At 61.4% G+C, this 21,715-nt stretch carries 19 protein-coding genes; 9 read left to right on the top strand and 10 right to left on the bottom strand.

Annotation, left to right across the window (positions count from 1 at the left end; genetic code table 11):
* Position 1 precedes the first annotated feature (1 nt).
* Positions 2-1,339, bottom strand: coding sequence for an erythromycin esterase family protein (locus IVA79_RS18750; protein ID WP_247555301.1), 1,338 nt, complete (start codon positions 1,337-1,339; stop codon positions 2-4).
* Positions 1,340-1,569: 230 nt separating this feature from the next.
* Between IVA79_RS18750 and IVA79_RS18745 the strand changes: the two genes are divergently transcribed.
* Together IVA79_RS18745 and IVA79_RS18740 are read left to right on the top strand one after the other, a co-directional pair.
* The gene (locus IVA79_RS18745) at positions 1,570-2,139 is read left to right on the top strand and encodes a YbhB/YbcL family Raf kinase inhibitor-like protein (protein ID WP_247555299.1); all 570 of its coding nucleotides are present in this window, start codon (positions 1,570-1,572) and stop codon (positions 2,137-2,139) included.
* Between the two features lie 285 nt (positions 2,140-2,424).
* On the top strand, positions 2,425-2,688 hold the full coding sequence (locus IVA79_RS18740) for a DUF4167 domain-containing protein (protein ID WP_247555297.1): 264 nt from the start codon (positions 2,425-2,427) through the stop codon (positions 2,686-2,688).
* Positions 2,689-2,830: 142 nt separating this feature from the next.
* On the opposite strand, the gene IVA79_RS18735 is transcribed toward IVA79_RS18740, so the two are convergent.
* The 5 genes from IVA79_RS18735 to pdhA form a co-directional block, all read right to left on the bottom strand.
* Positions 2,831-3,019: a hypothetical protein gene (locus IVA79_RS18735; protein WP_247555400.1), complete on the bottom strand. Its 189-nt coding sequence runs from the start codon at positions 3,017-3,019 to the stop codon at positions 2,831-2,833.
* Between the two features lie 56 nt (positions 3,020-3,075).
* Positions 3,076-3,402, bottom strand: a complete 327-nt coding sequence (locus IVA79_RS18730) for an antibiotic biosynthesis monooxygenase family protein (RefSeq protein ID WP_247555295.1) — start codon at positions 3,400-3,402, stop codon at positions 3,076-3,078.
* Between the two features lie 459 nt (positions 3,403-3,861).
* Positions 3,862-4,962 carry a dihydrolipoamide acetyltransferase family protein gene (locus IVA79_RS18725; protein WP_247555293.1) on the bottom strand — a complete coding sequence of 367 codons (1,101 nt, stop codon included), beginning with the start codon at positions 4,960-4,962 and terminating at the stop codon, positions 3,862-3,864.
* 19 nt (positions 4,963-4,981) lie between these two features.
* A complete protein-coding gene (locus IVA79_RS18720) occupies positions 4,982-5,962 on the bottom strand; it encodes an alpha-ketoacid dehydrogenase subunit beta (protein ID WP_247555393.1) in 981 nt (326 codons plus the stop codon).
* Positions 5,955-7,019 (bottom strand): pyruvate dehydrogenase (acetyl-transferring) E1 component subunit alpha, encoded by a 1,065-nt coding sequence (gene pdhA, locus IVA79_RS18715; protein ID WP_247555292.1) that lies wholly within the window; start codon positions 7,017-7,019, stop codon positions 5,955-5,957. The genes IVA79_RS18720 and pdhA overlap by 8 nt, the downstream gene beginning before the upstream one ends.
* A 229-nt stretch (positions 7,020-7,248) precedes the next feature.
* On the opposite strand from pdhA, the gene IVA79_RS18710 reads away from it, so the two are divergent.
* Positions 7,249-7,467, top strand: a complete 219-nt coding sequence (locus tag IVA79_RS18710; RefSeq protein WP_247555290.1) for a hypothetical protein — start codon at positions 7,249-7,251, stop codon at positions 7,465-7,467.
* A gap of 618 nt (positions 7,468-8,085) precedes the next feature.
* Here the strand turns inward: IVA79_RS18710 and IVA79_RS18705 are convergent.
* Genes IVA79_RS18705 through IVA79_RS18695 form a run of 3 tightly spaced genes read right to left on the bottom strand, consistent with a single transcriptional unit; the run spans position 8,086 to position 13,117 of the window.
* Positions 8,086-10,254: a S8 family serine peptidase gene (locus IVA79_RS18705; protein ID WP_247555288.1), complete on the bottom strand. Its 2,169-nt coding sequence runs from the start codon at positions 10,252-10,254 to the stop codon at positions 8,086-8,088.
* A 26-nt stretch (positions 10,255-10,280) separates the two neighbouring features.
* Complete coding sequence (locus IVA79_RS18700) at positions 10,281-11,387, bottom strand: phosphatase PAP2 family protein (protein ID WP_247555286.1); 1,107 nt, start codon at positions 11,385-11,387, stop codon at positions 10,281-10,283.
* Between the two features lie 26 nt (positions 11,388-11,413).
* The gene (locus IVA79_RS18695; protein WP_247555281.1) at positions 11,414-13,117 is read right to left on the bottom strand and encodes a hypothetical protein; all 1,704 of its coding nucleotides are present in this window, start codon (positions 13,115-13,117) and stop codon (positions 11,414-11,416) included.
* A gap of 622 nt (positions 13,118-13,739) precedes the next feature.
* On the opposite strand from IVA79_RS18695, the gene IVA79_RS18690 reads away from it, so the two are divergent.
* On the top strand, positions 13,740-15,530 hold the full coding sequence (locus IVA79_RS18690) for a vanadium-dependent haloperoxidase (RefSeq protein WP_247555278.1): 1,791 nt from the start codon (positions 13,740-13,742) through the stop codon (positions 15,528-15,530).
* 83 nt (positions 15,531-15,613) lie between these two features.
* Positions 15,614-16,366 carry a hypothetical protein gene (locus tag IVA79_RS18685; RefSeq protein WP_247555276.1) on the top strand — a complete coding sequence of 251 codons (753 nt, stop codon included), beginning with the start codon at positions 15,614-15,616 and terminating at the stop codon, positions 16,364-16,366.
* Between the two features lie 258 nt (positions 16,367-16,624).
* Here IVA79_RS18685 and IVA79_RS18680 read toward each other — a convergent pair whose 3' ends face one another.
* Complete coding sequence (locus tag IVA79_RS18680; protein ID WP_247555275.1) at positions 16,625-17,383, bottom strand: SDR family NAD(P)-dependent oxidoreductase; 759 nt, start codon at positions 17,381-17,383, stop codon at positions 16,625-16,627.
* 164 nt (positions 17,384-17,547) lie between these two features.
* On the opposite strand from IVA79_RS18680, the gene IVA79_RS18675 reads away from it, so the two are divergent.
* From IVA79_RS18675 to IVA79_RS18660, 4 genes are read left to right on the top strand one after another with little or no spacing between them, the layout of a single operon-like run.
* On the top strand, positions 17,548-18,813 hold the full coding sequence (locus IVA79_RS18675; protein ID WP_247555273.1) for an extracellular solute-binding protein: 1,266 nt from the start codon (positions 17,548-17,550) through the stop codon (positions 18,811-18,813).
* A 2-nt stretch (positions 18,814-18,815) separates the two neighbouring features.
* A complete protein-coding gene (locus tag IVA79_RS18670) occupies positions 18,816-19,757 on the top strand; it encodes a sugar ABC transporter permease (RefSeq protein WP_247555271.1) in 942 nt (313 codons plus the stop codon).
* On the top strand, positions 19,750-20,595 hold the full coding sequence (locus IVA79_RS18665) for a carbohydrate ABC transporter permease (protein WP_247555269.1): 846 nt from the start codon (positions 19,750-19,752) through the stop codon (positions 20,593-20,595). The genes IVA79_RS18670 and IVA79_RS18665 overlap by 8 nt, the downstream gene beginning before the upstream one ends.
* Before the next feature lie 22 nt (positions 20,596-20,617).
* Positions 20,618-21,715 (top strand): Gfo/Idh/MocA family oxidoreductase, encoded by a 1,098-nt coding sequence (locus tag IVA79_RS18660; RefSeq protein ID WP_247555267.1) that lies wholly within the window; start codon positions 20,618-20,620, stop codon positions 21,713-21,715.

The raw sequence follows: 21,715 nt of genomic DNA, 5'->3' as shown, positions 1-21,715 counted from the left end.
GTTAGAACCCAAAAGGATAGGTCTCCACTGCGGCGGTTCCGGGTTGAGCGCCAAGCGGCATCACCGCCTTGGTCTCCTCGAACCAGACGAACGCATCGAACTGATCAGGCAACACCGCCTCGAAATAGTGGCTGAGGAGTTCCGTCTCCGGTCGGTAGATGACGCCGATTGCCCGCTCAAGCCTAGGTCCGGTCAATCTGTCGCGCAGCTCGGCTCGCCCGGACGACCGCCAATCGGTCAGGGACCGCGCCAGACCTGTGCGGCGGAACAGGTATTCATAACTCTCCTCGCGCGCCGGCCGCACCGACTTGATCTTCATCTCGCCGCCCCAGTCGGAGGCCGCCGCCACTGTGCCGCGATCCGTGCCGAAGCCTATCAAGACGGCTTCATCGCCATAGGCGCCGCGGGCGAGTTCACCGATGTTGAATTCGCCGGCCCAGCCCATCGACGTTGCCGCCGCGCTACCGATGTGGGAATTGTGGGCCCAAACCACCGCTTTTGCTTGCGGCCCGCGTTGCTGCATCACGTACTGCAGCGTGTCGAACATGTGCCGGTCGCGCAGGTTCCACGACTCTTTCGATCCGCGAAACATGATTCGATAGTACTGCTCAGCTGCGCGCACGAGCCGGGCATTCTGCACGGCATCGAAGAAGGCTTCGCCGTCCGTTTCCAGATAAGAGAGGCGACGCGCCAGAAGCTCACGCAACTGCGTCACAACCTCGTCCTCGCAGGTATCGTGCCCGGATAGAACGGCGTGTCCGTAGCCGGCGGGATCGGTCTGCCACGGGGTCAGGCAGGAATAGCGCACGCGCGCCGCGCTCGCGCGCTCCGGGTCGATGCGTTCGAGATACGCGATCACCCCGGCGATGGACCTGCTGAGACTATAGACATCGAGCCCGCGGAACTCGACCCTCTGATCCGCGCTGCATGCATCGTTGTGGATGCGCAGATAGTCGATGAATTGCTTCACTTCGGCATTGCGCCACATCCAGGTCGGAAAGCGTTCGAATGGCCGCTCTCGGGGCGGTTCCGACGGCAATTGCCGCACCAGATGATCTAGCATTGCTGCGTCCGGCCAATCGGCCTCGACCGCAACAATGTTGAATCCGTGGTGCTCGATCATCTGGCGGGTGATGGCGGCGCGTGCCCGGTAGAATTCTGACGTGCCGTGTGTGGCTTCGCCGAGCATCACGAGTTTCGCCTGGCCGAACCGATTGAAATAGGACGTAAAATCTTCCTGTTCGGGCGCCGGGAGATGTTCGCCGGCCTCGTGCAGCAGATCAATCAGCTCGCGATTGGTCCTCTCGCGAACCTGCTCGGCCGATGGTGAGAGAGCCATGCCAGGTTACCTTACTGGTTGCTCATTCCACGCTTGTCCAGCGTCCGCGGCGCCGCCGCTTGGAGAGGGGACCGTCCTGAGCGCACGTGCCGAAAACGCCGATCAGCCAAGCCGCACGGAAGCAACTCAGGCGCCGGTCTGACGTTCCTCGTATGTGTGGAGCGGCGCAAGTTGCATTGCCGCGAGCCCGTTCTGCATGATGCAAAGCTTATGAGCGTAGGAGGCTGCACATGGTATTCAAGTTGACGAGCCCGGCATTCGGCGAGGGCCAGCCGATTCCGGTCAAATACACCTGCGACGGCCAGAACGTGTCTCCGCCGCTTGAATGGTCGGATCCGCCGTCGGGCACCAAGAGCTTTGCCCTTATCGTCGAGGACCCCGACGCGCCCTCCGGCACGTTTCGGCATTGGGGTCTCTACAACATCGCTTGCGACCGAGCGCTGCTGCCGGAAGACATTGGTCACGGGCCAAAGACGGAGCCACTTGGCAAAGGCGTGAACGATTTCGGCGAGCTGGACTATGGCGGGCCTGCTCCGCCCAAGGGCCACGGTCCGCATCACTATCATTTCAAGCTCGCGGCTTTGGATATCGAGGAGTTATCGCGTTCGCCCAGCATGCCGGTAGCCGACATTTGGAAGGCGGCAAGGAGCAACGGAACATGGAACGGACCAGATCGGCCCGGTACTACAAAAGACCCCGCCATCCATTCCGGAATGACGGGGCTCGAGCTTTCACTTCTTAAAGGATTTCTCCTTTTTGAGAGTTACTTGCTCTGTCACGACAACTCGCGGCCAGCGTAGTCGTTCCCCAGAAAGTTTTGTCCGCGGGTCGGAGGGTGCCAGATACATTGGATGCTTCGAATTGACCGCTTTCAACAAATTGAAACCGGCGTCCCTAGACCCCATATATTCCATGGTGAGCAGATCATCCGTTCGGCGAGAGATTGGGTCAACAGACCCAAATGGTGATGCTTTTCCGTCCATCATCGGGCCGAACCACCGTGCCATCGCAGCGTGGGTCGCCGACCGCCGTTACACCCAGCCAGGATCGCACAGGTTCCGCCGCCGTACCAAGCGGATTGACATATGAAGACACTACCTGAACGCAAACACGTGGCCGCACGGCCGCGTCCACATTGGGAGAGCAACGTGAGGCCGCGAAGATCGCAGGTCCGAAAGGCAGCAGGGGTTTCCAGCCAGCAGCGCGTTCCACAAAACGCACAAAGGAACTATGAACGCTATTTGGCGCTGGCTCGCGCCGAAGCCGTGGCAGGCGACCGGATTGCCGCAGAGAACTATCTCCAGCACGCCGAGCACTATTTCCGGTCGATGCACCAGAATTCGCATTAAGTGGTGCGGGTTCGCTCTGGAGAAGAGCTATCGATTTACGATCTGTCCGACAAGTATGTCGGGCTGGCGGAGTCGAGCTCAGCAGAGGGTTTTTCTGCGCTCGGGTTCGGGTTTCCTGATCATCCGCCGCAGGCCAGTCAGCCTAGTCCTCGTCCGGCTCGCTCACGACCAGCGATTCGTCGGCACCGTCCTGTTCGTCTTCTTCGTCTTCGCCCTCATCGTCTTCATCAGGATCTCGGGGCGGCGGCATCGTATTGCCCATGATCGCTGCGAGATTCCAGCCGATCAATCCAGTGGAGCATTCCTTCGGGTTTTGCTGCTGCTTCCGCATGAGAAAGCGCCGCATCCTTGGCGGGGCGCTGCGTGAGGAATCCTCCCTCCAATTGCCTAACGTCCACCCTCCAACACTTCGGACACCTCGTAGAGATGCGGATCAATCTCCTCGGTCAGTTCGTCGAACCGACCCCACTGGCGGCGAAATTCCGGAGATTGATGGGCCGATCGCAGCAGATCTCGATTTTGCCATTGCACGTAGTTGACGATTCGGCGTCCGTCGAGGCTGCGGTGCAGGCTAATGGAAATGAAGCCAGGTTGAAGCGCCATGAAGCGCGCGCGCTCGGTCATAACAGACAGTGCCTCTGCCTGTTTATCCGGCTCGGACTCTATCATCGTGATCTGCGTGACGGGTTGTTTGCCGGCTTGAATGTGCGCCATGGATGGTCTCCATCGATTGTAACCGAACAGCGATGGGGTAAATCGGCGCCGCAGCCTCACGTTCCCCTACCGGGATGCATGTCTATAGTGCGCGCCGCCCGCATCGTGACTCCTGGATGCACTCGCTGATGCACCTGCCATGCTTGGATCAAGCTCCTGTTTGAGCGAAAGGTACTGAAGCATATCGGACAGCGCCAGAATGCCGACCAGGCGTCCCTGGTCGACGACGAGCAGCCGGCTGTGCCGGCTGCCCTGCATCTTCGCGCGCGCTTCCAATGGCCTTCGTCGACCGAGGCCGGGTCAGATCATTCCGTGACTGCGCCGTCGGAAACGGACGGTTCTTTCCTCTTGCTGCCACAGATCATCCTCAAAATGCCTGTCACTGTAATTATCGTGTCTCACTGGAGGGGTGCAGTCCGGGTGCGCCGACAGACTGGGAGCACGTGCAAAACAGATGATTCACGACGTCAGCTCAAGCTCCGACTTGAGTGCGACCAGGAAGCGAGCGGCTTCGCCGCCGGTCACGATGCGATGGTCGAAGGTGAGCGATAACGGCAGCACGCGCCTCACCGCAGGCTGGCCCCGATGCGCGACTGCCCACGGAGAAATCCGCCCCGCTCCTATGATTGCCACCTGCGGTGGCACGATGATCAGGTTGGCAAATCGGCCTCCGATCATCCCGAAATTCGATAGCGTAATGGTCGCGCCGCGTAGTTCTTCCGGGGGTATCGAGCGCGCGATGGCGTCAGCCCGCAGGCGGTCGAGGCCGGCCCGCAAGTCCGATACGCTGCGCTCTGCGACATTGCGCAACACGGGAACGATGAGGCCGCCCTCGGTATCGACGGCGATGCCGAGATCGACGCGTGCGATGAGACGACGTTCTCCCGTGCTGGAATGATACCAGGCATTGAGCGCGGGCTCGGCTTTGCATGCGGCAGTGATGGCCCGCACCAGCCGGATGGTCACGTCCTCTCCCGTCGGCCAATCGTCGATGTCAGCTTCGTCGGTTACGGTGGCGGGGGCGATTTCGGCATGGGATGCCGTCATGCGTTGCGCCATCGCCCGCCGCATGCCGCGCAGCGGCTCGGCGGGTCCTGTTTGCGACATGCTCCTGGCAACCCGCTCGACATCGGCGCGCGTGATGAAGCCGGCGGGGCCCGTGCCCGCGACGAGCTCAAGAGTGACGCCGAGCTTTTGCGCCAGCGCCCGCACCGCCGGAAACACGTGTGGCTGCTGTGCAGCTGGTTGTGCGGAAGGGATTGCTGCAGCGGACGCGGTCTCGTCGCCGCCAAGCTCGCCGACAATTGTGCCAGTGTCCCGCTCGGTGCCTTCGGCAAATTCGACGAGCGGCGCGCCGACCTTGACGATATCGCCCTTGGCGCCAAACACGCGCGCGATGCGTCCGCTCGACGGCGACGGTATCTCAACGACGGCCTTGTCGGTCTCGACGGAAACGAGGGGCTGATCGGTGACGACGTGATCGCCCTCGCCGACATACCAGCTGACGATCTCCGCCTCTTCGAGGCCTTCTCCAAGATCCGGTAGCGTGAACTGGCGCATGGCCAAAGTCCGTTGACATCTAGCTGAACTGGCAGACCCTGCGGGCGGCGGTCATGATGCGTCCGAGCGAAGGCATGTAGTACTGCTCCAGGCGCGCCATCGGAACGACGGTGTCGTAGCCGGTGACGCGGGTCACAGGCGCAAGCAGCGAGGATAGGCGGCGCTCGGCAATTGTCGCAGCGATCTCGGCGCCAAATCCGCCGGTGCGTGCTGCCTCGTGCACGATAACGCAACGGCCGGTCTTGGCGACCGAACCGAGCACGGTGTCTTCGTCGTAGGGCTTGAGCGTGGCGAGATCGATGACCTCCGCTGCGATGCCTTCGGCCGACAATGCCTCCGCCGCAGCCATGGTTTCCTTCAGCATGGCTCCCCAGCTGATCAGCGTGAGGTCGCGACCTTCCCTCAAGACAAAAGCGGTATCCAGCGGCAAGGCCTCGCCATTGTCCTCCACCTCGCCTTTGGCCGCGCGGTACAGGCGCGTCGGCTCCAGAAACACCACGGGATCCGGATCACGGACGGCGGCGAGCAGAAGTCCGTAGGCGCGTTCCGGCGACGACGGCATGACGACGCGCAGGCCGGGAATATGGGCGAGCATCGCCTCGGTGCTTTCGGAGTGATGCTCGGGGGCGCGGATACCCGCCCCGTGTGGTGTGCGCAGAACCATCGGACAGGTGAGCCGTCCCTGGGTCCGGTTGCGCAATCGGGACGCGTGGTTCACCAGTTGATCCAGGCAGGGATAGATGAACCCCATGAACTGGATCTCGCCGACCGGTTTCATTCCCTGCGCAGCCATGCCGACGCAAAGGCCGCTGATCAGAAGCTCCGCAAGCGGCGTATCGAGGACCCGCTCCGGTCCAAAACGCTTCTGCAGTCCCGCGGTCGCACGGAAGACACCTCCGTTGACGCCAACGTCCTCGCCAAGCACGACCACGTCGGGATCATCCTCCATCGCGCGAGCGAGCGCCAGGTTGATGGCTTCCACCAACGTTGCCTCAGGCATCGTGCCCTCCCGCGACTTCGCGGCGTTGCGCGGCATAGACCTCGGGCAGTTCGGCATAGAGGTGATCGAACATGGTTTCGGGCAGGCGCGGCACTGTTGCCAGATAGCGTTCGGCCGCCACCTCGACGCGCTCATGGCATTCGGCGGCAAGCTGCTCCTCGTCCGCCTTGCTCCACATTTTCTGGGCGACAAGATAGGCCCTCAGCCGCGCGATCGGCTCTTTCTTCCAATGCGCCTGGACCTCCTCAGCCGGACGATAGCGCGCCGCGTCGTCGGAGGTCGTGTGGTCGCCGAGCCGATAGGTAACCGCCTCGATGAAACGGGGGCCTTTGCCGTCACGGGCAGCGCGAATGGCCTCTTCGGCAGCGGCGCGCATCGCCACCACGTCGCTGCCATCGACCTGCTCGCCGGTGAATCCTGCGGCGATAGCTTTCTGCGCCAACGTTTCGCAACCGGTCTGCAGCCGCAACGGCACCGATATGGCCCATTGATTGTTGGTGACGACGAACACGACGGGCAATTTGTGCACGCCGGCAAAGTTCATCGCTTCATAGACGTCGCCTTTCGAGGTGGCGCCATCGCCGAACAGGCACACGGCGACCCGCGGTTCCTTTCGCAGCTTCAACGCATAGGCGACACCGGCGGCATGCGGCGCCTGGGATCCGACGGGAACGCAGAACGGGAAGTCGTGGGGCGGTCCTGAAAACCGGTTGCCGCGTTCGTCGCCACCCCAGAACAGCAGGATCTCCTCCAGCTTGACGCCGCGCCAGAGCAGCGCGCCATTGTCGCGGTAGGACGGCAACAGCACGTCTTCTTCCCGCATCGCACTCGCTATCCCGACCGATACGGCCTCCTGGCCGAGCGAAACGGCATAAGTCCCGAGGCGGCCAGTGCGCTGCAACGCAACAGCCTTTTTGTCAAAGAGGCGCAGCAGCACCATGGCCCGGTAGAGCGCGATGAGCAGGTTGGCATCAGAGGCGGAGGCGGGGAGCGGCCGGGTTATCGAGCCGTCTGGCGAGACGTAATTGCGATGGCGCACCTCAAAGCGCGCGATCACGGGGAGATCTTGGTTTACCCTTCGGCTGGCCACGCTCTCGCTCCCGGAGCGATTGTGCCTTCTATAACTTATTCAGTTGGTGGTTGTGCCGAGACAACGCAAGACCGAGACAACGCAAGACTATGGCGGGTCCGACTTGATGCGCGCCTGGTTGTTGCTGCACTGCGGGTTTGCGGCGATCGATCCACACGGTCGTGGAAACGACGCAGCGACGGCGGTATAAGAGAGCATGGCAAATGGTCAGGTTGTCCTGGTAACAACTGAACCCCTAGGTGGCGGCCCACCGGTTCGCTCGGTCTTTTTCGTGGCCGAAGGAGATCCGATCAAGGCCGCGGCGATCATTGCGGCCATGATGGCCCCGAATGAAAGGGTTGAAGCGTACGGACTGCTTCCGGAAGCTGCCGTCAAAGCACTCGGCTTGAAACCCGGCGACTTCACGCACGGGTGACCGGCGATGCGAAAACAGCTCTTGAGCGCGGCGGCGCAGCTCCCTCCCAGATCTTGCCGGGACTGATCCCCCGTGAAGAACTGTTTTTCATTTGGAAACGGCTGCCAAGCTATTGAAATTGCTAGAGCGTGATTTGGTCGTTTTTTCCAAATGCGCCTTGAGGTTGTTGGGTAATCAAACTGATTTTGATTCCGCCATTCGGTGGTTCGATCCCTCCCGCTCCAGCCAGTGCTTAAGCTGCTGAGTTCGTTATGTAAGTAACTCTATTCCTGCGAAGTTCTTGGGCGCGCTTGGAAATGGAGCTTCTAATGCTCGGTCCAAAATCGAGCTAAACGACGTTGTGCATGACATCGACCATTTGGCTCATTCCCTGTGGTTTCATCCCAAGAAATACCGCGGAAGCTACTTGGGCAGGTCGCTTACGCCCTCACCGTAGAGTAGGGTGTTACGACGAGCAATCGGACGACCAGCCGAAATGATGCACTTGTGCGCAATCGGCGTCGTCCTGCAGTTCGCCCAGCGGACAGCCCCGACTCGACGATCTTCTACCCGGCCTGCGATTTAGCTCGAGGTGACGCTTAGCGCGCAGTGCCTCTGCGCGACTTCTCAATTTTTGGGTCAGTCTTGAATTTCGATACTGGGCTGCCAATGCGGCGGCACAAGTACCTCTCCGAGCCGGTCCTTCTTCAAGCTGCGATGGCGCTGTTCTTGGCCATGCAAGAGACTTCGATAATTCTCGCGCTCGGCCGCCAAGACATCCTCGTCGCTAGCTGAGACGAACGTCATTGCGAGTTGTCGAGCTACGAATGGCGCAGCCATGCTGGTACCCTGCATCACCGATCGCGTTCCGCTGCGCACCCCGGCGGCCACGGTCCCCGGCAGGACCTTGGAGCGGTCAGACATCGACGAGCATGTAACTCTGGCCTCAGGCCATCCGGATTTCTGTATGCCGGCGCAGCTATAGGCGGCAGGTGCGGAGTTCTCCAACGAAAAGCTCGACCCGGACGCGAGCCTGTAGCCGGCCACGGCGATTGCCTCCTTGGAAGTTGCGAGACCGTTTAAGCTGCCGAATCGTCGAACGAGCGCGCTATAGGTATCGACTTCAAGGGGAGCTCCCAAAACGCCATAGAGAGCGTTGTCACCATCATCGAAATAGCTTTGGCGGGCTCCCGACCTCAAGCTGGCGGGGTCCGTGTCTCTCTGGATCCAGCATCTGATTGATTCTTTGGCCAGCTTTGGAGCCTTGCGCTCGCGTTTGATCGCGATCGTCCAGAGTCCGGACTGAACGGCAGGGGAATCCGGGCACTCGGGCTCCGAAGGCGCAGTCGCTATCAGCACGCGCCAGCGAAGCCCCCGACGATGCTCATCGACACTCATCTGTCCGATGGCGCGGCCGTCCTCATCCACCAGTGATATGACCTTGGCTAGACCGGCGCGCAGGAAGGCGATCCGTCCACGCTTCACTCCCATTGGGTCAAGCAATTCGACCTTATAGCCGGTTGGATTGAAGTTCTCGGGAAACCATATCTCGACATAGTTCGGTGTGCGGTCATTGGGCTGGAGGCGCCACGGTAGCCTCACTTCACCTCTGGTGAACTCCGAGTCGGCAATGCTCGCGTGCAGGCGATCCAGAAAGCTGTTGCCGGCCGGGAGCACGAGAGCGGTTGGACCGACGGTCTCACGGCGCTTCTTCACCAGTTCGCTAATCGCCTCCTCGATGTCGAATCGGCCGTCATGGGGACCGCCGAAATACCCGTAGCTGAAGTTAACCACGAGGCGCGCTCGGTCGATCGCATATCCCTCGGCAATCATTTCCGCACGGTTGAAGATGTAGTGCAATGCGGACAAGAGATACATGTCCTTGCCGATACCTGACGTGTCCATCGTCAGCAGGTTGGGCAGTTGGACGGCTATAATACGGATTTCTTCAGCTGGTGCCGCATCGCGCTCAGGCCGGTAACCTGTGGCCAGATCCATGACATGCGCACCATGAGTCGTATGCCGCCGAAGCATGCTCGCAAGGCTCTCGGTGTCTTCCACCGAGCCCGCTGCATCGTAGAGTTCATCCTCGTCGTCGCCATGGCTGGCAATGTATCCCTCGATCTGCGCACGCGTATACTCGCGGCCGAACAGCACGCTTGTTTGTTGCCGATCGGGCAAGGCTGACTGCAGCCAGCAGAACTCGACGCGAGTATGCTTTCCGCTCGCATCGCGAAAGTTTCGGTGAGCGAACGGTATCCCGTCATCGATCACTGCGATGACGGTAATTCGCTTTTGCTGTCCGATCCGGGCACGCAGCTGCGCGTCGGGGCGCCATGCCGGTGCCGTCGGCTCGCCGGGAAGCTCGGGTTTCATCGCCCTATCTGTCACCGGCAAGCCGGCACGGAAACGTGTCCCGGCGATATTCTCGGAGGCAAGATACCGCCGAATTCTTCCTTGCCGCAGTCCCGCGAACAGGCGCTTGCGAAGCGCCTCCGGATGCTCGTCACTCTTTGCCTGCCTGGCAGGCTTGCTTACGACAAAGGGAAGGAACATGAGGCCCAGCGACTTGCCGCCTTCGCCTCTCTTGCCCGGCTTCCAGAGTGTGGGGAGCCAGACGCGGTTGGAACTCCTGCCGGCTCTCCGGGGAAACTTGGATTCGGCACCGCCCGGATAATCCTGGAGCGCGGCAATTGCGGTGAGGTATCGGCGTGATGCCAATCGCGCACTCGACGGTGCGTAAGCCCTGCCGCTTCCAAAATTCCAGACATCGTAGGGACCCAGGCCGTCTGGTAAGCGGTAGATCAAGGCCCGTCGCCTGTGTCTCCGCCCGGTCATCGCACGAACTCCGTGCCGGCTTGTCGCCATAACCACTCGAAGGACTGGCTTGGATTGGGCTTGAAACTTCCCCTGCGAGCAACGCCGAACGCCTTGTTGGCGCCGCGCGCGAACTGGCTTCCCGAGAAGTCACGCTCTCCCTGTGCCGAGTACGCGTAAGACGCCACGCGGACGTTCATTCCGCATTTTCCGAGGATGATCTGACCGACCGCTCGTCCGAGGATAGCGCCGGCCCAGGTGTCGATCGGGAAATGCATGCCGGCGACGGTCCTGTTGACGGCGATGCGCTCGGCCAGCTTGCGCAGCAGGGCCTGCCGGCGTTCGAAATCGGCGAAATGGCGCTTGTGGAGCTCGACGAAGCTACAGAGCACTTCGGCGACCGCATAGGCCTCGGTTGCGTGTGCGCTCGGAAAGCTGCCATGAGCCGGTATCGGAATCATGGGCATCACCGTTGCGTCGATATGCGCAGGGCGGCGACAGGCCAGTTGGTGTTTCGCGACCATGGTTACATGGGACGCGAGCACCTGCGTCATTGCGATCAGCTCTGAAGTGAAACGATGGTTTGTTTGCAAGCCGACAATCATTGCGAAATAGGGCGTGGGAAAGCTGAGCTGCGTCATCACCTCGGGCGTGCGATCGGGCCGCTGATCAAGGTATTTGCGCATGACGTCCAGCTGCTGCTTGAACGTGTCCATCGAGGGCCGGTTGAAGATGACGAAGTCGCGCCGGCCGTAGCGGAGGACTATGCTTTCTGACCGATCGTTGATCTGCCAGTCAAATTGCCTGAGGAAGTCTGTGACGTAGATGGAGGATCTGACCCAATCGGCCCACAGACGCATATTTTCCGCCGCGGAGAACGTGAGCTCACGAGCTGTCGGGCTTGGCAGCCGGTTCGCTACATGCGTGACCGACTGCTCGGTGATTTGCAAACCATGCACCAGCGAGGGGTCGTAAATCGGGTCGGCGCCTGATCCGAGAAATGGACCAAGGCCGCTGAAGTTCAGTCCGCCGAACCCTCCGAAACCTCCAAACCCTCCAAACCCTCCGAATCCCCCAAACCCGCCAAATCCTCCAAACCCACCGAATCCCCCAAGTTGCGACATTTATGCCCCCTCGTGCTGAAATGGTCTTATGGAATCCCCGCTGCTTGCAAAGCCGCTGCGACCCGGCGTCCGCTCGCGTGATCGCCGGCCGGGTGACCGCGCAAATAGTCGGCGACGTTGAAATCGGGGTGGCGGCGCACGATCTCGGTGGCGATGGTCCGAGCCTCCGCCCCGCGATCGAGATAGTGCAGAGCTGCAATCTTGGTTCGGAGGGTCGAAATGTGCCTGTCGTGTCGTTGCAAGGATCTATTGGCAAATGACAGCGACTCTTCGTAGCGGCACGCCACGAGAAGGGCGCTTGCGGTAAGCGACTCGTAAAAATACTGAAACGGATCGATTGGAGAGAGGCGCCGCGCCCTTTCGGTCGCGCTGACAGCCGCATCCGCCTCGTCCTGGAAAGCGTGCAGTGCGCCGCTCAGCAACCAGGCAAGTGGTTCATTCGGATTGAAGCGCAAGGCGGCCGAATAGCGCTCCCGCGCTGTATCCAGGCGGCGCAACAGGTTGTTCTGAGCAAATCCGTCGATGGTCAGCGCAAAGGCGTTCTCCGGATCGATATCAAGGGAGCGCGCCGTGCACCCTACGGCGCACTCAGTGTCTCTTTTCGGGTCCGTGCTCCAGCCGTTGAAGACGCTGAGCACGTGCCACTTGCCAAACCACGCATACGTTTCGGCGGAGTGCGGAGCTCGGCGGAGCGCTTCTTCGATGAGTTCGCGCGACTTGGCAAAGTCCCGAAGAGAAGGGCGGTGCATGAGATCGACGCCTGCAAGGAGAAGCCGATGATCATCGATCTCCCTCAGGTGCCGGCCAGCGACATGCGCGATCGTATCGTCCGCGATTGCTCGACCGACGGCAACCACGATCTCGGAAATGCCTTCGGCCGACCTTTTCAGGAATGTCTCGTGCGGCCCTACAAATTGCCGGGTCCAGAGAATGCGTCCGGAGACAACGTCCAGCAGGTCGGCGTCTAGCACGATCTCGTCGGAAGCGACCCGCAAGGTGCCTGCAACGCAATAGTCGACGGCCAACCGAGTGCGGATTTCGGAGATGTCAACCGTGTGATGATCAAGCGCGCGGCTGGACAGGTGCGAGATCACAGCTATCAAGTTGGAGCGCGACAGTGAGCGGCACGCCTCTTCGGCGAGCCAGTCACCGAGCACGCCATGCCCCGCAGATCCGGTGATGGTTCGGAATGGCAGCACGGCCACCGAGGGCAGCATGGGTGCCGGCGGCGGCTGCGATGCGAGGCTGTAGAGCGAATAGATCTGCTCCTGGTTGAGACGCAAAGCGCGAAGCCACCGGCCAAAGCCGTCCTCGCGAATAACCAGTCCTTCGAGCAATTCGCCGCCCCCCGGCCTGCCGATAAAAGAGACCCGGGAAAGATCGAGAGTAATGTCGGAGTTCGTACTCGTCAGGACTTCGGAGAACGCATCTCCCATGATCTGCCTGATATCTGTAAGCGCCCGCCGCAGACTCTGGCGGCCGGTGTCGTAGCAGGCCGTGCCCCATAGTGTGTCCTGAAGAAAGGACCGCGTGCGACGTCCAAAGGGAGCGGTCGCAAGCAGAGCAAACAACCCCTTGTGCTTCGCTCCGGTTATCTCGAAGCGGCCACGCGTAGCGGAGCGCACGACGCACGCTCCGAACAGGCCGATTTCGATGCGCTTGGTGTCCACCTGCCCCACCCCGCCAAATGGATCGTTCGGCAACCTAACATTGAGCTTGTAGGCTTCCAAGCAGTTTCACGCTTTTTTCACGAGGCAAGGCACGCTACCCGGGCTAGCCTTGGCGTGATGAGAATTCCTTCGAAACGTCCGCGACGCGAGAGCACCAGAGGTAGCGGGTCTCGTCGCCTTCGAAAGGAGCCTCCTCAGGACCTCATCGACTTCTACAGGCGATGGTCCGACTTTCGCGAAATCGCCGCTGCGATCGCCCGGCGCGCGGACCTCTCTCCGCTTCAGCGCGACACCGTGAAATGGCTGGTAATGCTCGCCGACCGCATCGGCGAGCAGGACATCGGTCCGCGCGATCGCGACCCGACGTCGCGATGATCGGCAGAGTGGCGTCTTTGTTCGCGGAACAGGATCGCCAATGACATGACGTGCGATCGCCGCGACGGCAAATTTTCTCACATTTATTTCACGCATCTCCAACCGAACTCCGTGATTAGTTCGCGCTCGGTGTAACGAGCTGACGTAGAGGCCCGTGACTGCGTGCATTCCTCCCGCAAACTGCCGTCCCGGAAGCGGGACGGCCTTCTTCCGGAGGATAGCTCGCGAGTGATTTGATTGTCGCGGCCGCGCAACGAACGCGACGCAATAGCTGTCTATGCATTTTCATTAAACGATGGAGAGTCCCATGACCGACATAGCGCTCTACTGGAACAACGTCGCGCTCGAGGCAAACCGCAACGATCATACCGGTGGCATGGCGGCACGAAATCAGCGCGGACCGACGTTGAGTTCGCGTGCGCTGGCGATGGTTCACATCGCCATGCATGATGCTTATTTCGGGCTGGTCCCGCCAGGATCGGATCTGAATCCGAAAAGCTACGAGCCTATCCTGCCGGCAAATCGGATCACGCTGCCTGCGGGCGTCGGAATCGAAGACATCGTGGCCTCGGTCTCACGCGCCGCGTTTGTCGTTTTGAGCGATCTGTATCCGTCGCAGATCGATCGGTTCGAGGTTGGTTTGCGCGGAGCGATGCCTGCACTCGGTAAGGATGCAATGCTTGCCGATACGTTCGGCGCGCGCGTTGGCCGTAATGTGCTCGATGATCGCACCATGGACGGCTCTGACGTGTCCAAGTCGGCGGTCTTTTCCCAACTGAATGGGCACCACAGGGCAGACCCGTTCAACGACGAGCAGGGTCTGCTCGGCCAAGCCTATGGCGGGACACGGCACTTCGTGTTGGCTGATCATGCGCCTTTGGCCGAGCCTCCCGGTTGTCGCGACAAAGTTCTCGACGAGAACGATGCCCAATATCTGAAACACTACCGAGAGGCCAAAGAGAAAGGCCGCCGCGCGGGCAGCAGCCGAACTGCCGACGAGACCGCCATCGGGCTGTACTGGGCCTATGATGGCGCAGCGCAGATCGGCACGCCGCCGCGCCTCTATAATCAGATCGTCGTCGCGATTCTCGACGATCGCAACAGGACGAAGCCCGCTACCGAACGTTTGATAGAGAACCTTCGCGTCTTGGCGCTGGTGAATATCGCGATGGCGGAGGCCGGGATCGACGCTTGGTATCACAAGTACTGTTACAATTTGTGGCGGCCCGTGATCGGCATTCGCGAGCGCGGGCAAGGCCTTGGACCGGGACCAAACTCGAGCAGGTCGATCGATGTCGATGCGGATCCGTTCTGGGAGCCCGTCGGCGCCCCCAGCACAAATACGGCCAAGAGAAACTTCACGCCACACTTCCCCGCTTATCCATCAGGACATGCCTCGTTCGGCGGCGCCGTGTTCGAAACATTGCGATTGTACTTCGGGGTGCCAAGAGGTCAGGCCGATAAGGTCGGATTCAGCCTCGTGTCCGACGAGCTCAACGGGCTGAGCCACGATTCCGATGGAACGCGCCGGACGCGGCATTTGCGGCGATATGATCGGCTGCTCGACGCCATGTACGAGAATGCCGTCAGTCGCGTTTACCTTGGCGTTCACTGGCGGTTTGACGGCACGACCGCCAATGACGCCGACGGATTATTGACGCAGACGGACAATATCGGCGGCGTGCCGCTCGGCCGCACCATCGCGCAGAGCGTGTTCGATGTCTTGGAAAAGGAAGAAGGTCCGGATCTGGCCGATTTCTCGGTCGAGATGCAGAATCATCTCAGCTTTTCTGATCCGAAGTCGCCGAGCATCCCGAAGGAGGACAAGGGATTCGAGAATCTCACGGTCATCTTGAAGGGCGACATTCTGACGATTTCAGATGGACCTAACACCATCTATGCGCAGAAGGCTCGCCGGAAGCGGCACGCGACTGAATTCAAGATTCTGTCGAGCCTGCCGGCCGGTGTGGTGGATCCCAAATTTTTCCCAGCAGAAGGGAGCGCCGTGGTGTCCAAACTCGGAGCCAGGCTGCGGCTCTATGCGGCCGGAACGGACCCGAGGCCGGGTGCCTGGATCTTTGAGGCGGCTCAAACGTAACGGCATTGCAGCGCGCCGTCCGGGTCTCTGGGCGGCGCGCTGGCAATCTCTCCATCCGCAGGAATTCAAGGGGGGACTTTTTCATGATCGTTATTCTTGTTGCTTTGGCCGCGCTCATCGCCGTCAACCTGGTGCGTGGCGATCTCGGCGGGCTCGTCGGTTTGGTTGGGCTGGGCCGTTCCGGGACGTGGGTCGCCACGCTTGTGCTGCTGGCGGCGCTTCTGAGCCTCGCCGGATACGCGCTGAAGAAGCGCTGGGATGGCATCTTCATAGACGAACGCAATAAGATCAGCCTGTCGCGCATGCAGCTCGTGCTATGGACATTGCTTCTGGTCAGTGCCCTGTTCACCGCGGGCCTCTCGAACGTAAGCCTGGGCGCAACCAATCCGCTCGAAATAGTGGTGCCGGCGAGCGTGTGGGCGCTTCTTGGGATCGGCAGCTTCACGTTCGTAGCCTCGCCCGCGATCCTAATGCAGAAGGAGAAAGCAGGCGCACCCGAGCGCCTCGCGTCGATCAGCGAGAATCTAAAGACCGCGGACGGCCTCAAGTCCGCGGTCGAATCCCGCGGCCAAGTCGTCACGAAAGGCTCACCGGAGGACGCGCGGTGGCTGGACGTCATACGTGGCGATACCAACGATGCCGATTACGTTGATGCGGGCAAGGTGCAGCAGCTTGCGTTTACATTGCTGCTACTGATTGTCTACGGGACGGCTATTTTCAATCTGCTCAAGCCGATCGCGGCGATAACGGCATTTCCGCCCGTCGATGGCGGCTTTGTTTCGCTGCTTGGGCTCAGTCATGCGGCCTATCTCGCCTACAAGGCGGTGCCTAAGTAGCGCAATCGGCTCTGATGACTCAGGAATTCGAACCGGCAATCAACAATGTTCTCGCCAAGCCGATCGAGTCTGGTCCGCACCGAGGGCTCCATGGAGGTCCGCGCTGCAGGTATGTTGCCTGAAGTCGTGATCCGCCCAGCCAGATTTTCCGCATGGTCTGAGATCACTCTCGAAACCGGTCTCGCTGGGAACCGTTGCACAGCCCTGCATATGCTGACCGTGATTTGGCTTGTGCCCCTCGGCCATCCTCAAAGCCTCTCAAACCCAGCCGCCATCGACGATGTAGTGCTGCGCGGTGCAGGCGGAGGCCTCGTCTGACGCGAGGAACACGGTGAACTTCGCGACTTCGTCCGGCACGAGCCTGCGCTTCAGGCACTGTCGCTGCTGCAACTCGGTCTCGCCGGCCGGCGTCATCCATTTCTCGAGCTGCCGCTCGGTCATGATCCAGCCCGGCGCGATCGCGTTGACGCGGATGTTGTAGGGGCCGTAGTCGCGTGCCAGCGAGCGCGTCAGCCCGATCACGCCTGACTTGCTGGCGGTGTAGGCGGCCATGCCGCCTTGTCCTGCGATCCACGACACCGAGCCGAAATTGATGATGGCGCCGGCTTTGGCTGCCTGCATGTCCGGCAGCACGGCCTGCGATGCAAAGAACTGGTGCTTCAAATTCACCGCGATGCGGTCGTCCCAGTATTCCGGCGTCATCTCCTCGGTGCTGTGCCGCTCGTCATGCGCGGCGTTGTTGATCAGGATGTTGATCGGGCCATGAGCCTTGCGTGCCTCGACGACGCCGGCGCGGAGCGCGGGGATGTCAGTGAGATCGACGTGCTGGAAATGCGCGGCCATGCCCTGATCGGACAGCTCACGCGCCAAGCGCTGTCCTTCGTCGATCTTGATGTCGAAGAAAACCACCTTGGATTTCTGCTGCGCGAAACGCCGCACGATCGCAGCGCCAATTCCCGCTGCACCCCCGGTGACGAGCACGACCTTGCCGGCGAGGTCGGAATAGATGGCAGCCATGGGTACCTCTGTTTGTTGCGGCCGGCGCGGCGGGCCGCGACCGACTCTTTTTCCAAACCTTAGCCACTCCGTTGGTGAGGTGCATAGATCAGAATTTGTGTTGCGTACCTCAAAAATTGAGGGCAGGATTGCGTCAAAGAATAAAAGCCGGTCGGGAGGATGTGATGAGATTGCTCGGGAGACTGGGACTCGCCGCTGTCGCATGCCTGCTTTGGGCCCATTCTGCGTCAGCCGACACCACGGTGAAATGGCTGCACATCGAGGTCAATCCGGCCCAGGTGAAGATCTGGGATGAGGTCGCCCGCGCCTATGAGGCATCGCATCCGGGCGTCAAAATCGAGATGCAGTTCCTGGAGAATGAAGCCTACAAGGCCAAGCTGCCGACCATCCTGCAATCCAAGGATCGTCCGAACATCATCTACAGCTGGGCCGGCGGGGTCCTGAAGACCCAGATCGAGGCCGGCGTCCTGGAGGACATCACCGATTCCGTGAAGAGCGGCGGCTACAGCGACACGATCGCACCGGCAGCGCTCGCCGCCTTCACCCAGAACGGCCGCGTCTTCGGACTTCCGATCGCGCTCTCGCAGGTCGGCTTCCTCTACAATAAGGATTTGATGGCCAAGGGTAATGTCGATGCAAGCAAGATCAAGACATGGGACGATCTGCTCGGCGCGGTGAAAACGCTCAAGGCCGCGGGTGTTACGCCGATTGTGGTTGGCGGTGCCGACAAATGGCCGCTGCATTTCTACTGGACGCATCTCGCAGTGCGCGTCGGCGGCAAGCCGGCCTTCGATGCAGCACTGAAGGGTGAGAAAGGTGGCTTCGCCGGCGAGACCTTCCAGAAATCCGGCGAGCTGTTCAAGCAGCTCATCGATCTGCAGCCGTTCCAGAACGGCTTCCTCGGCTTCAAGAACCCGCAGGCCGTCGGCTATTTCGGTGACGGCAAGGCCGCGATGATCCTGGCCATCTCGTCCTTCTATCACACCCAGCGCGCGCTTGCCGCCGACAAGGTGGGTCTCGGCGACGACAAGCTTGGCTGGTTCGATTTTCCGGTCGTACCCGGCGGCAAGGGTGAGCCGTCAGACACGCTCGGCGGCATCACCGGCTGGCTGATCACCAAGGGGGCGCCCAAGGAAGCCACCGACTTCCTCAAGTTCTTTATCTCCAAGGACGTGCAGGCGCGGCTCGCCGCCGGCAATTTCATCGTTCCCGTCGTCAAGGGCGGCGAGGCCGGCCTCAACAGCGCCTTCATGAAGCAGATCGCGGCCAACCTGGCGAAGTCGAACTATCATCAGAACTTCTATGACCAGAGCCTCGGCCCCTCGGTCGGCCGCGTCGTCAATGACGTCACGGCTGAGATCGCCGGCGGCAGCATGAGCCCGCAGGACGCTGCGAAAGCCATCGAAGCGGCGTACAAGCAAGGTAACTGACCGTGGCGCGACGGATCGCGATGTCGTCGCCGATCGGCGTTGCCGGCGAGGCGGCTGCTCAGGTCGCGGTTCGTGGCCCAAGCTGGGATGGCCGTTTCACGGTCTTGATCCTGTTTCTGCCGCCGGCGCTGCTGCTGTTCACGCTGTTCGTGGTGCTGCCGATCGGTGAGGCCGCCTGGTACTCAGGCTTCAACTGGAATGGGTTCGGCAGGCCGACGAACTGGATCGGCCTCGACAATTACCGTTTCGTGCTGGAGACGCGGGCCTTCTGGCTAGCGCTCCGTAACAACGGGCTGATCATCGCCGTTTCGCTCGCCGTCCAGCTGCCGCTCGCGCTCACGCTGGCGCTCATGCTCGCGGAACGCTTTCGGGGGGCTGTGGCGCTCCGCATGCTGTTCTTCATGCCCTATATCCTCGCCGAGATCGCGACCGGGCTGATCTTCAGCTTCGTCTATGACGGCGACTACGGGCTCGTCGCCTCGATCTGGCGCACCTTCGGCGCCGAGCCGCCGCATCTGCTGGCCTCGACCGACACGGCGATGCTGGCGGTGCTGATCGTGGTGGTCTGGAAGTATTTCGGCTTCCACATGATGCTGTTCATCGCGGCGTTGCAAGGCCTCGACAAGAGCCTGATCGAGGCCGCCCGAATCGACGGCGCGACGCGGACGCAGGCACTGCGCCACGTCGTGATCCCCTTGCTCTATCCGACCATCCGCCTGTCCGTGTTCTTCGCCATCATCGGTTCCCTGCAATTGTTCGACCTCGTCATGCCGCTGACGCGGGGAGGGCCGGCCGACTCCTCGAATACGATGGTGAGCTTTCTCTACAACAACGGCATCTCGCGTATGCGGGTTGGCTATGGCAGCGCCATCGGCGTCATCCTGTTCGCGATCTGCGTGACCTTTGCCTTCACCTACAAGCGATGGTTCATGCGCGATGAGTAGTGCCGGGGCCAGAAGCGCAATCGATCCCGCTGCGCTGTTCAAGGCGCTGTTCCTCGGCTTGATCGCGGTCTTCGTCCTGGTGCCGCTGCTCGCGACCCTGCTCGGCGGCTTCAAGTCGCTCGGCGAACTACGTGTCAATCCGTTCGGCTTGCCGAGGCACTGGGAGTGGCAGAACTACGCCGACATCCTGTTCTCGGCGCGCTACTGGCAGCTCTTGCGCAATTCGCTGGTCATATCGACGCTGGCGGTGACGCTGACCCTGATCACGGCTTCGATGGCCGCGTTCACCTTCGCCCATGTCAAGTTCTACGGGAGCTCGATGCTGCTCAGCTATCTGACGCTGGGCCTGCTGTTTCCCGCTGCGACCGCCGTGCTGCCGCTGTTCATCAAGGTGCGGGATCTCGGCATGCTCGATACTTATTTCGGCGTGGCGCTGCCGCAGGTGGCGTTCAGCCTCGCCATGAGCGTGCTGCTGTTGCGCCGCTTCTTCAAGGACATTCCATATGAGCTGCTGGAGGCCGCGCTGGTCGACGGTTGCAGCTACATCAAGTTCTTCCGCTATGTGACGTTGCCGCTATCGCGTCCGATCCTGGCGACCGTCGGCACCATCACCTTCGTCAACAGCTGGAACGCCTATCTGTTGCCGCTGGTGATGCTGAACACCGACGCCCTGTATCCTTGGCCGCTCGGAATCATGGTCTACCAGGGCGAATACTCGTCCGAATGGCACCTGATCCTGGCCTTCATCACGCTCACCATCCTGCCCACGATCATTCTGTTCCTGCTGGCGCAGAAGCACATCGTGGCCGGCCTCACTGCAGGCGCGGTCAAGGGATGAGCCATATTCCCGGGAGATCACAATGAGAAAAGTCGGCGTCGGAATCATCGGCTGCGGTGTGATCAGCACCGCCTACCTCAAAGCGGCCCAGCGTTTTCCGGTCATGGAGGTCAGGGCGCTCGCCGACATGCGCAGCGAGGTCGCGGAGCGCCAGGGGGCAGCGTTTGGCTTGCCGGGAATGCGGGTCGACCAATTGTTGAAGCGCGACGATGTCGAGATCGTCGTCAATCTCACGGTGCCGCTGGCCCACACCGATGTCAGTCTCGCGGTGCTGAATGCCGGAAAGCACGTCCATTCCGAGAAGCCGCTCGGCATCGATGTCGCGGAAGCGCGCAAGGTCATCGAGCTCGCCGCACAGAAGAACCTGCGTGTCGGCTGCGCGCCCGACACGTTCCTTGGCGGCGGCCACCAGACCGCACGCAAGCTGATCGACGACGGCGCGATCGGCGCGCCTGTCGCGGGCAGCGCGTTCTTCGGCTGCCCCGGCCATGAGCGCTGGCATCCGGCGCCGGGCTTCTATTATTTGCGCGGCGGTGGGTCGATGCTCGACATGGGGCCGTACTACATCACCGATCTCGTGCAGCTGCTCGGCCCGGTCGCGAGCGTGATGGGCTCGACCGCGCGCCCGAAGTCCGAGCGCGTGGTTACCAGCCAGCCGATGAACGGCACGCTGATCCCGGTCGAGGTTTCGACTCATGTCGCGGGCAACCTTGAATTCGAAAGCGGTGCGGTCGTCTCGATCACGATGAGCTTCGACGTGCCGAAGCATCGGCATGCGCCGATCGAGATCTATGGCGACAGCGGCAGCATGCTGGTGCCGGACCCGAACCGCTTCGGCGGTGAGGTGCAGGTTGCCAAGACTGGCGGCGAATGGGAGACGATGCCGCTGACGCACGGTCACGTCGAGGGCGAGTTCCGCTCCATCGGCGTCGCCGACATGGCCTCCGCGATCCTGAACAACCGTCCGCACCGCGCCAGCGGCGCGCTTGCCTTCCACGTGCTGGAGGTGATGGAGGCGTTCCACACCTCCGCCGACGAAGGCCGCCGCGTCAAGATCGAGAGCCGCGTCGAGCGGCCGGCGATGCTGCCGGCCGGACGCGAAACCGGACAGATCGATTGA

Origin of the sequence: Bradyrhizobium sp. 138 (assembly GCF_023074075.1) — a bacterium.
GTDB lineage: Bacteria > Pseudomonadota > Alphaproteobacteria > Rhizobiales > Xanthobacteraceae > Bradyrhizobium.
This window is presented reverse-complemented; position numbering and strand designations above follow the sequence as displayed.

Coding starts and splice junctions, on each gene's coding strand:
- IVA79_RS18740 (WP_247555297.1), top strand. CDS start 2,425: ATGAAGACACTACCTGAACGCAAACACGTGGCCGCACGGCCGCGTCCA.
- IVA79_RS18710 (WP_247555290.1), top strand. CDS start 7,249: ATGGCAAATGGTCAGGTTGTCCTGGTAACAACTGAACCCCTAGGTGGC.
- IVA79_RS18665 (WP_247555269.1), top strand. CDS start 19,750: ATGAGTAGTGCCGGGGCCAGAAGCGCAATCGATCCCGCTGCGCTGTTC.
- IVA79_RS18690 (WP_247555278.1), top strand. CDS start 13,740: ATGACCGACATAGCGCTCTACTGGAACAACGTCGCGCTCGAGGCAAAC.
- IVA79_RS18680 (WP_247555275.1), bottom strand. CDS start 17,383: ATGGCTGCCATCTATTCCGACCTCGCCGGCAAGGTCGTGCTCGTCACC.
- IVA79_RS18700 (WP_247555286.1), bottom strand. CDS start 11,387: ATGTCGCAACTTGGGGGATTCGGTGGGTTTGGAGGATTTGGCGGGTTT.
- IVA79_RS18735 (WP_247555400.1), bottom strand. CDS start 3,019: ATGCGGAAGCAGCAGCAAAACCCGAAGGAATGCTCCACTGGATTGATC.
- IVA79_RS18720 (WP_247555393.1), bottom strand. CDS start 5,962: ATGCCTGAGGCAACGTTGGTGGAAGCCATCAACCTGGCGCTCGCTCGC.
- IVA79_RS18675 (WP_247555273.1), top strand. CDS start 17,548: ATGAGATTGCTCGGGAGACTGGGACTCGCCGCTGTCGCATGCCTGCTT.
- IVA79_RS18725 (WP_247555293.1), bottom strand. CDS start 4,962: ATGCGCCAGTTCACGCTACCGGATCTTGGAGAAGGCCTCGAAGAGGCG.
- IVA79_RS18685 (WP_247555276.1), top strand. CDS start 15,614: ATGATCGTTATTCTTGTTGCTTTGGCCGCGCTCATCGCCGTCAACCTG.
- IVA79_RS18660 (WP_247555267.1), top strand. CDS start 20,618: ATGAGAAAAGTCGGCGTCGGAATCATCGGCTGCGGTGTGATCAGCACC.
- IVA79_RS18750 (WP_247555301.1), bottom strand. CDS start 1,339: ATGGCTCTCTCACCATCGGCCGAGCAGGTTCGCGAGAGGACCAATCGC.
- IVA79_RS18730 (WP_247555295.1), bottom strand. CDS start 3,402: ATGGCGCACATTCAAGCCGGCAAACAACCCGTCACGCAGATCACGATG.
- IVA79_RS18745 (WP_247555299.1), top strand. CDS start 1,570: ATGGTATTCAAGTTGACGAGCCCGGCATTCGGCGAGGGCCAGCCGATT.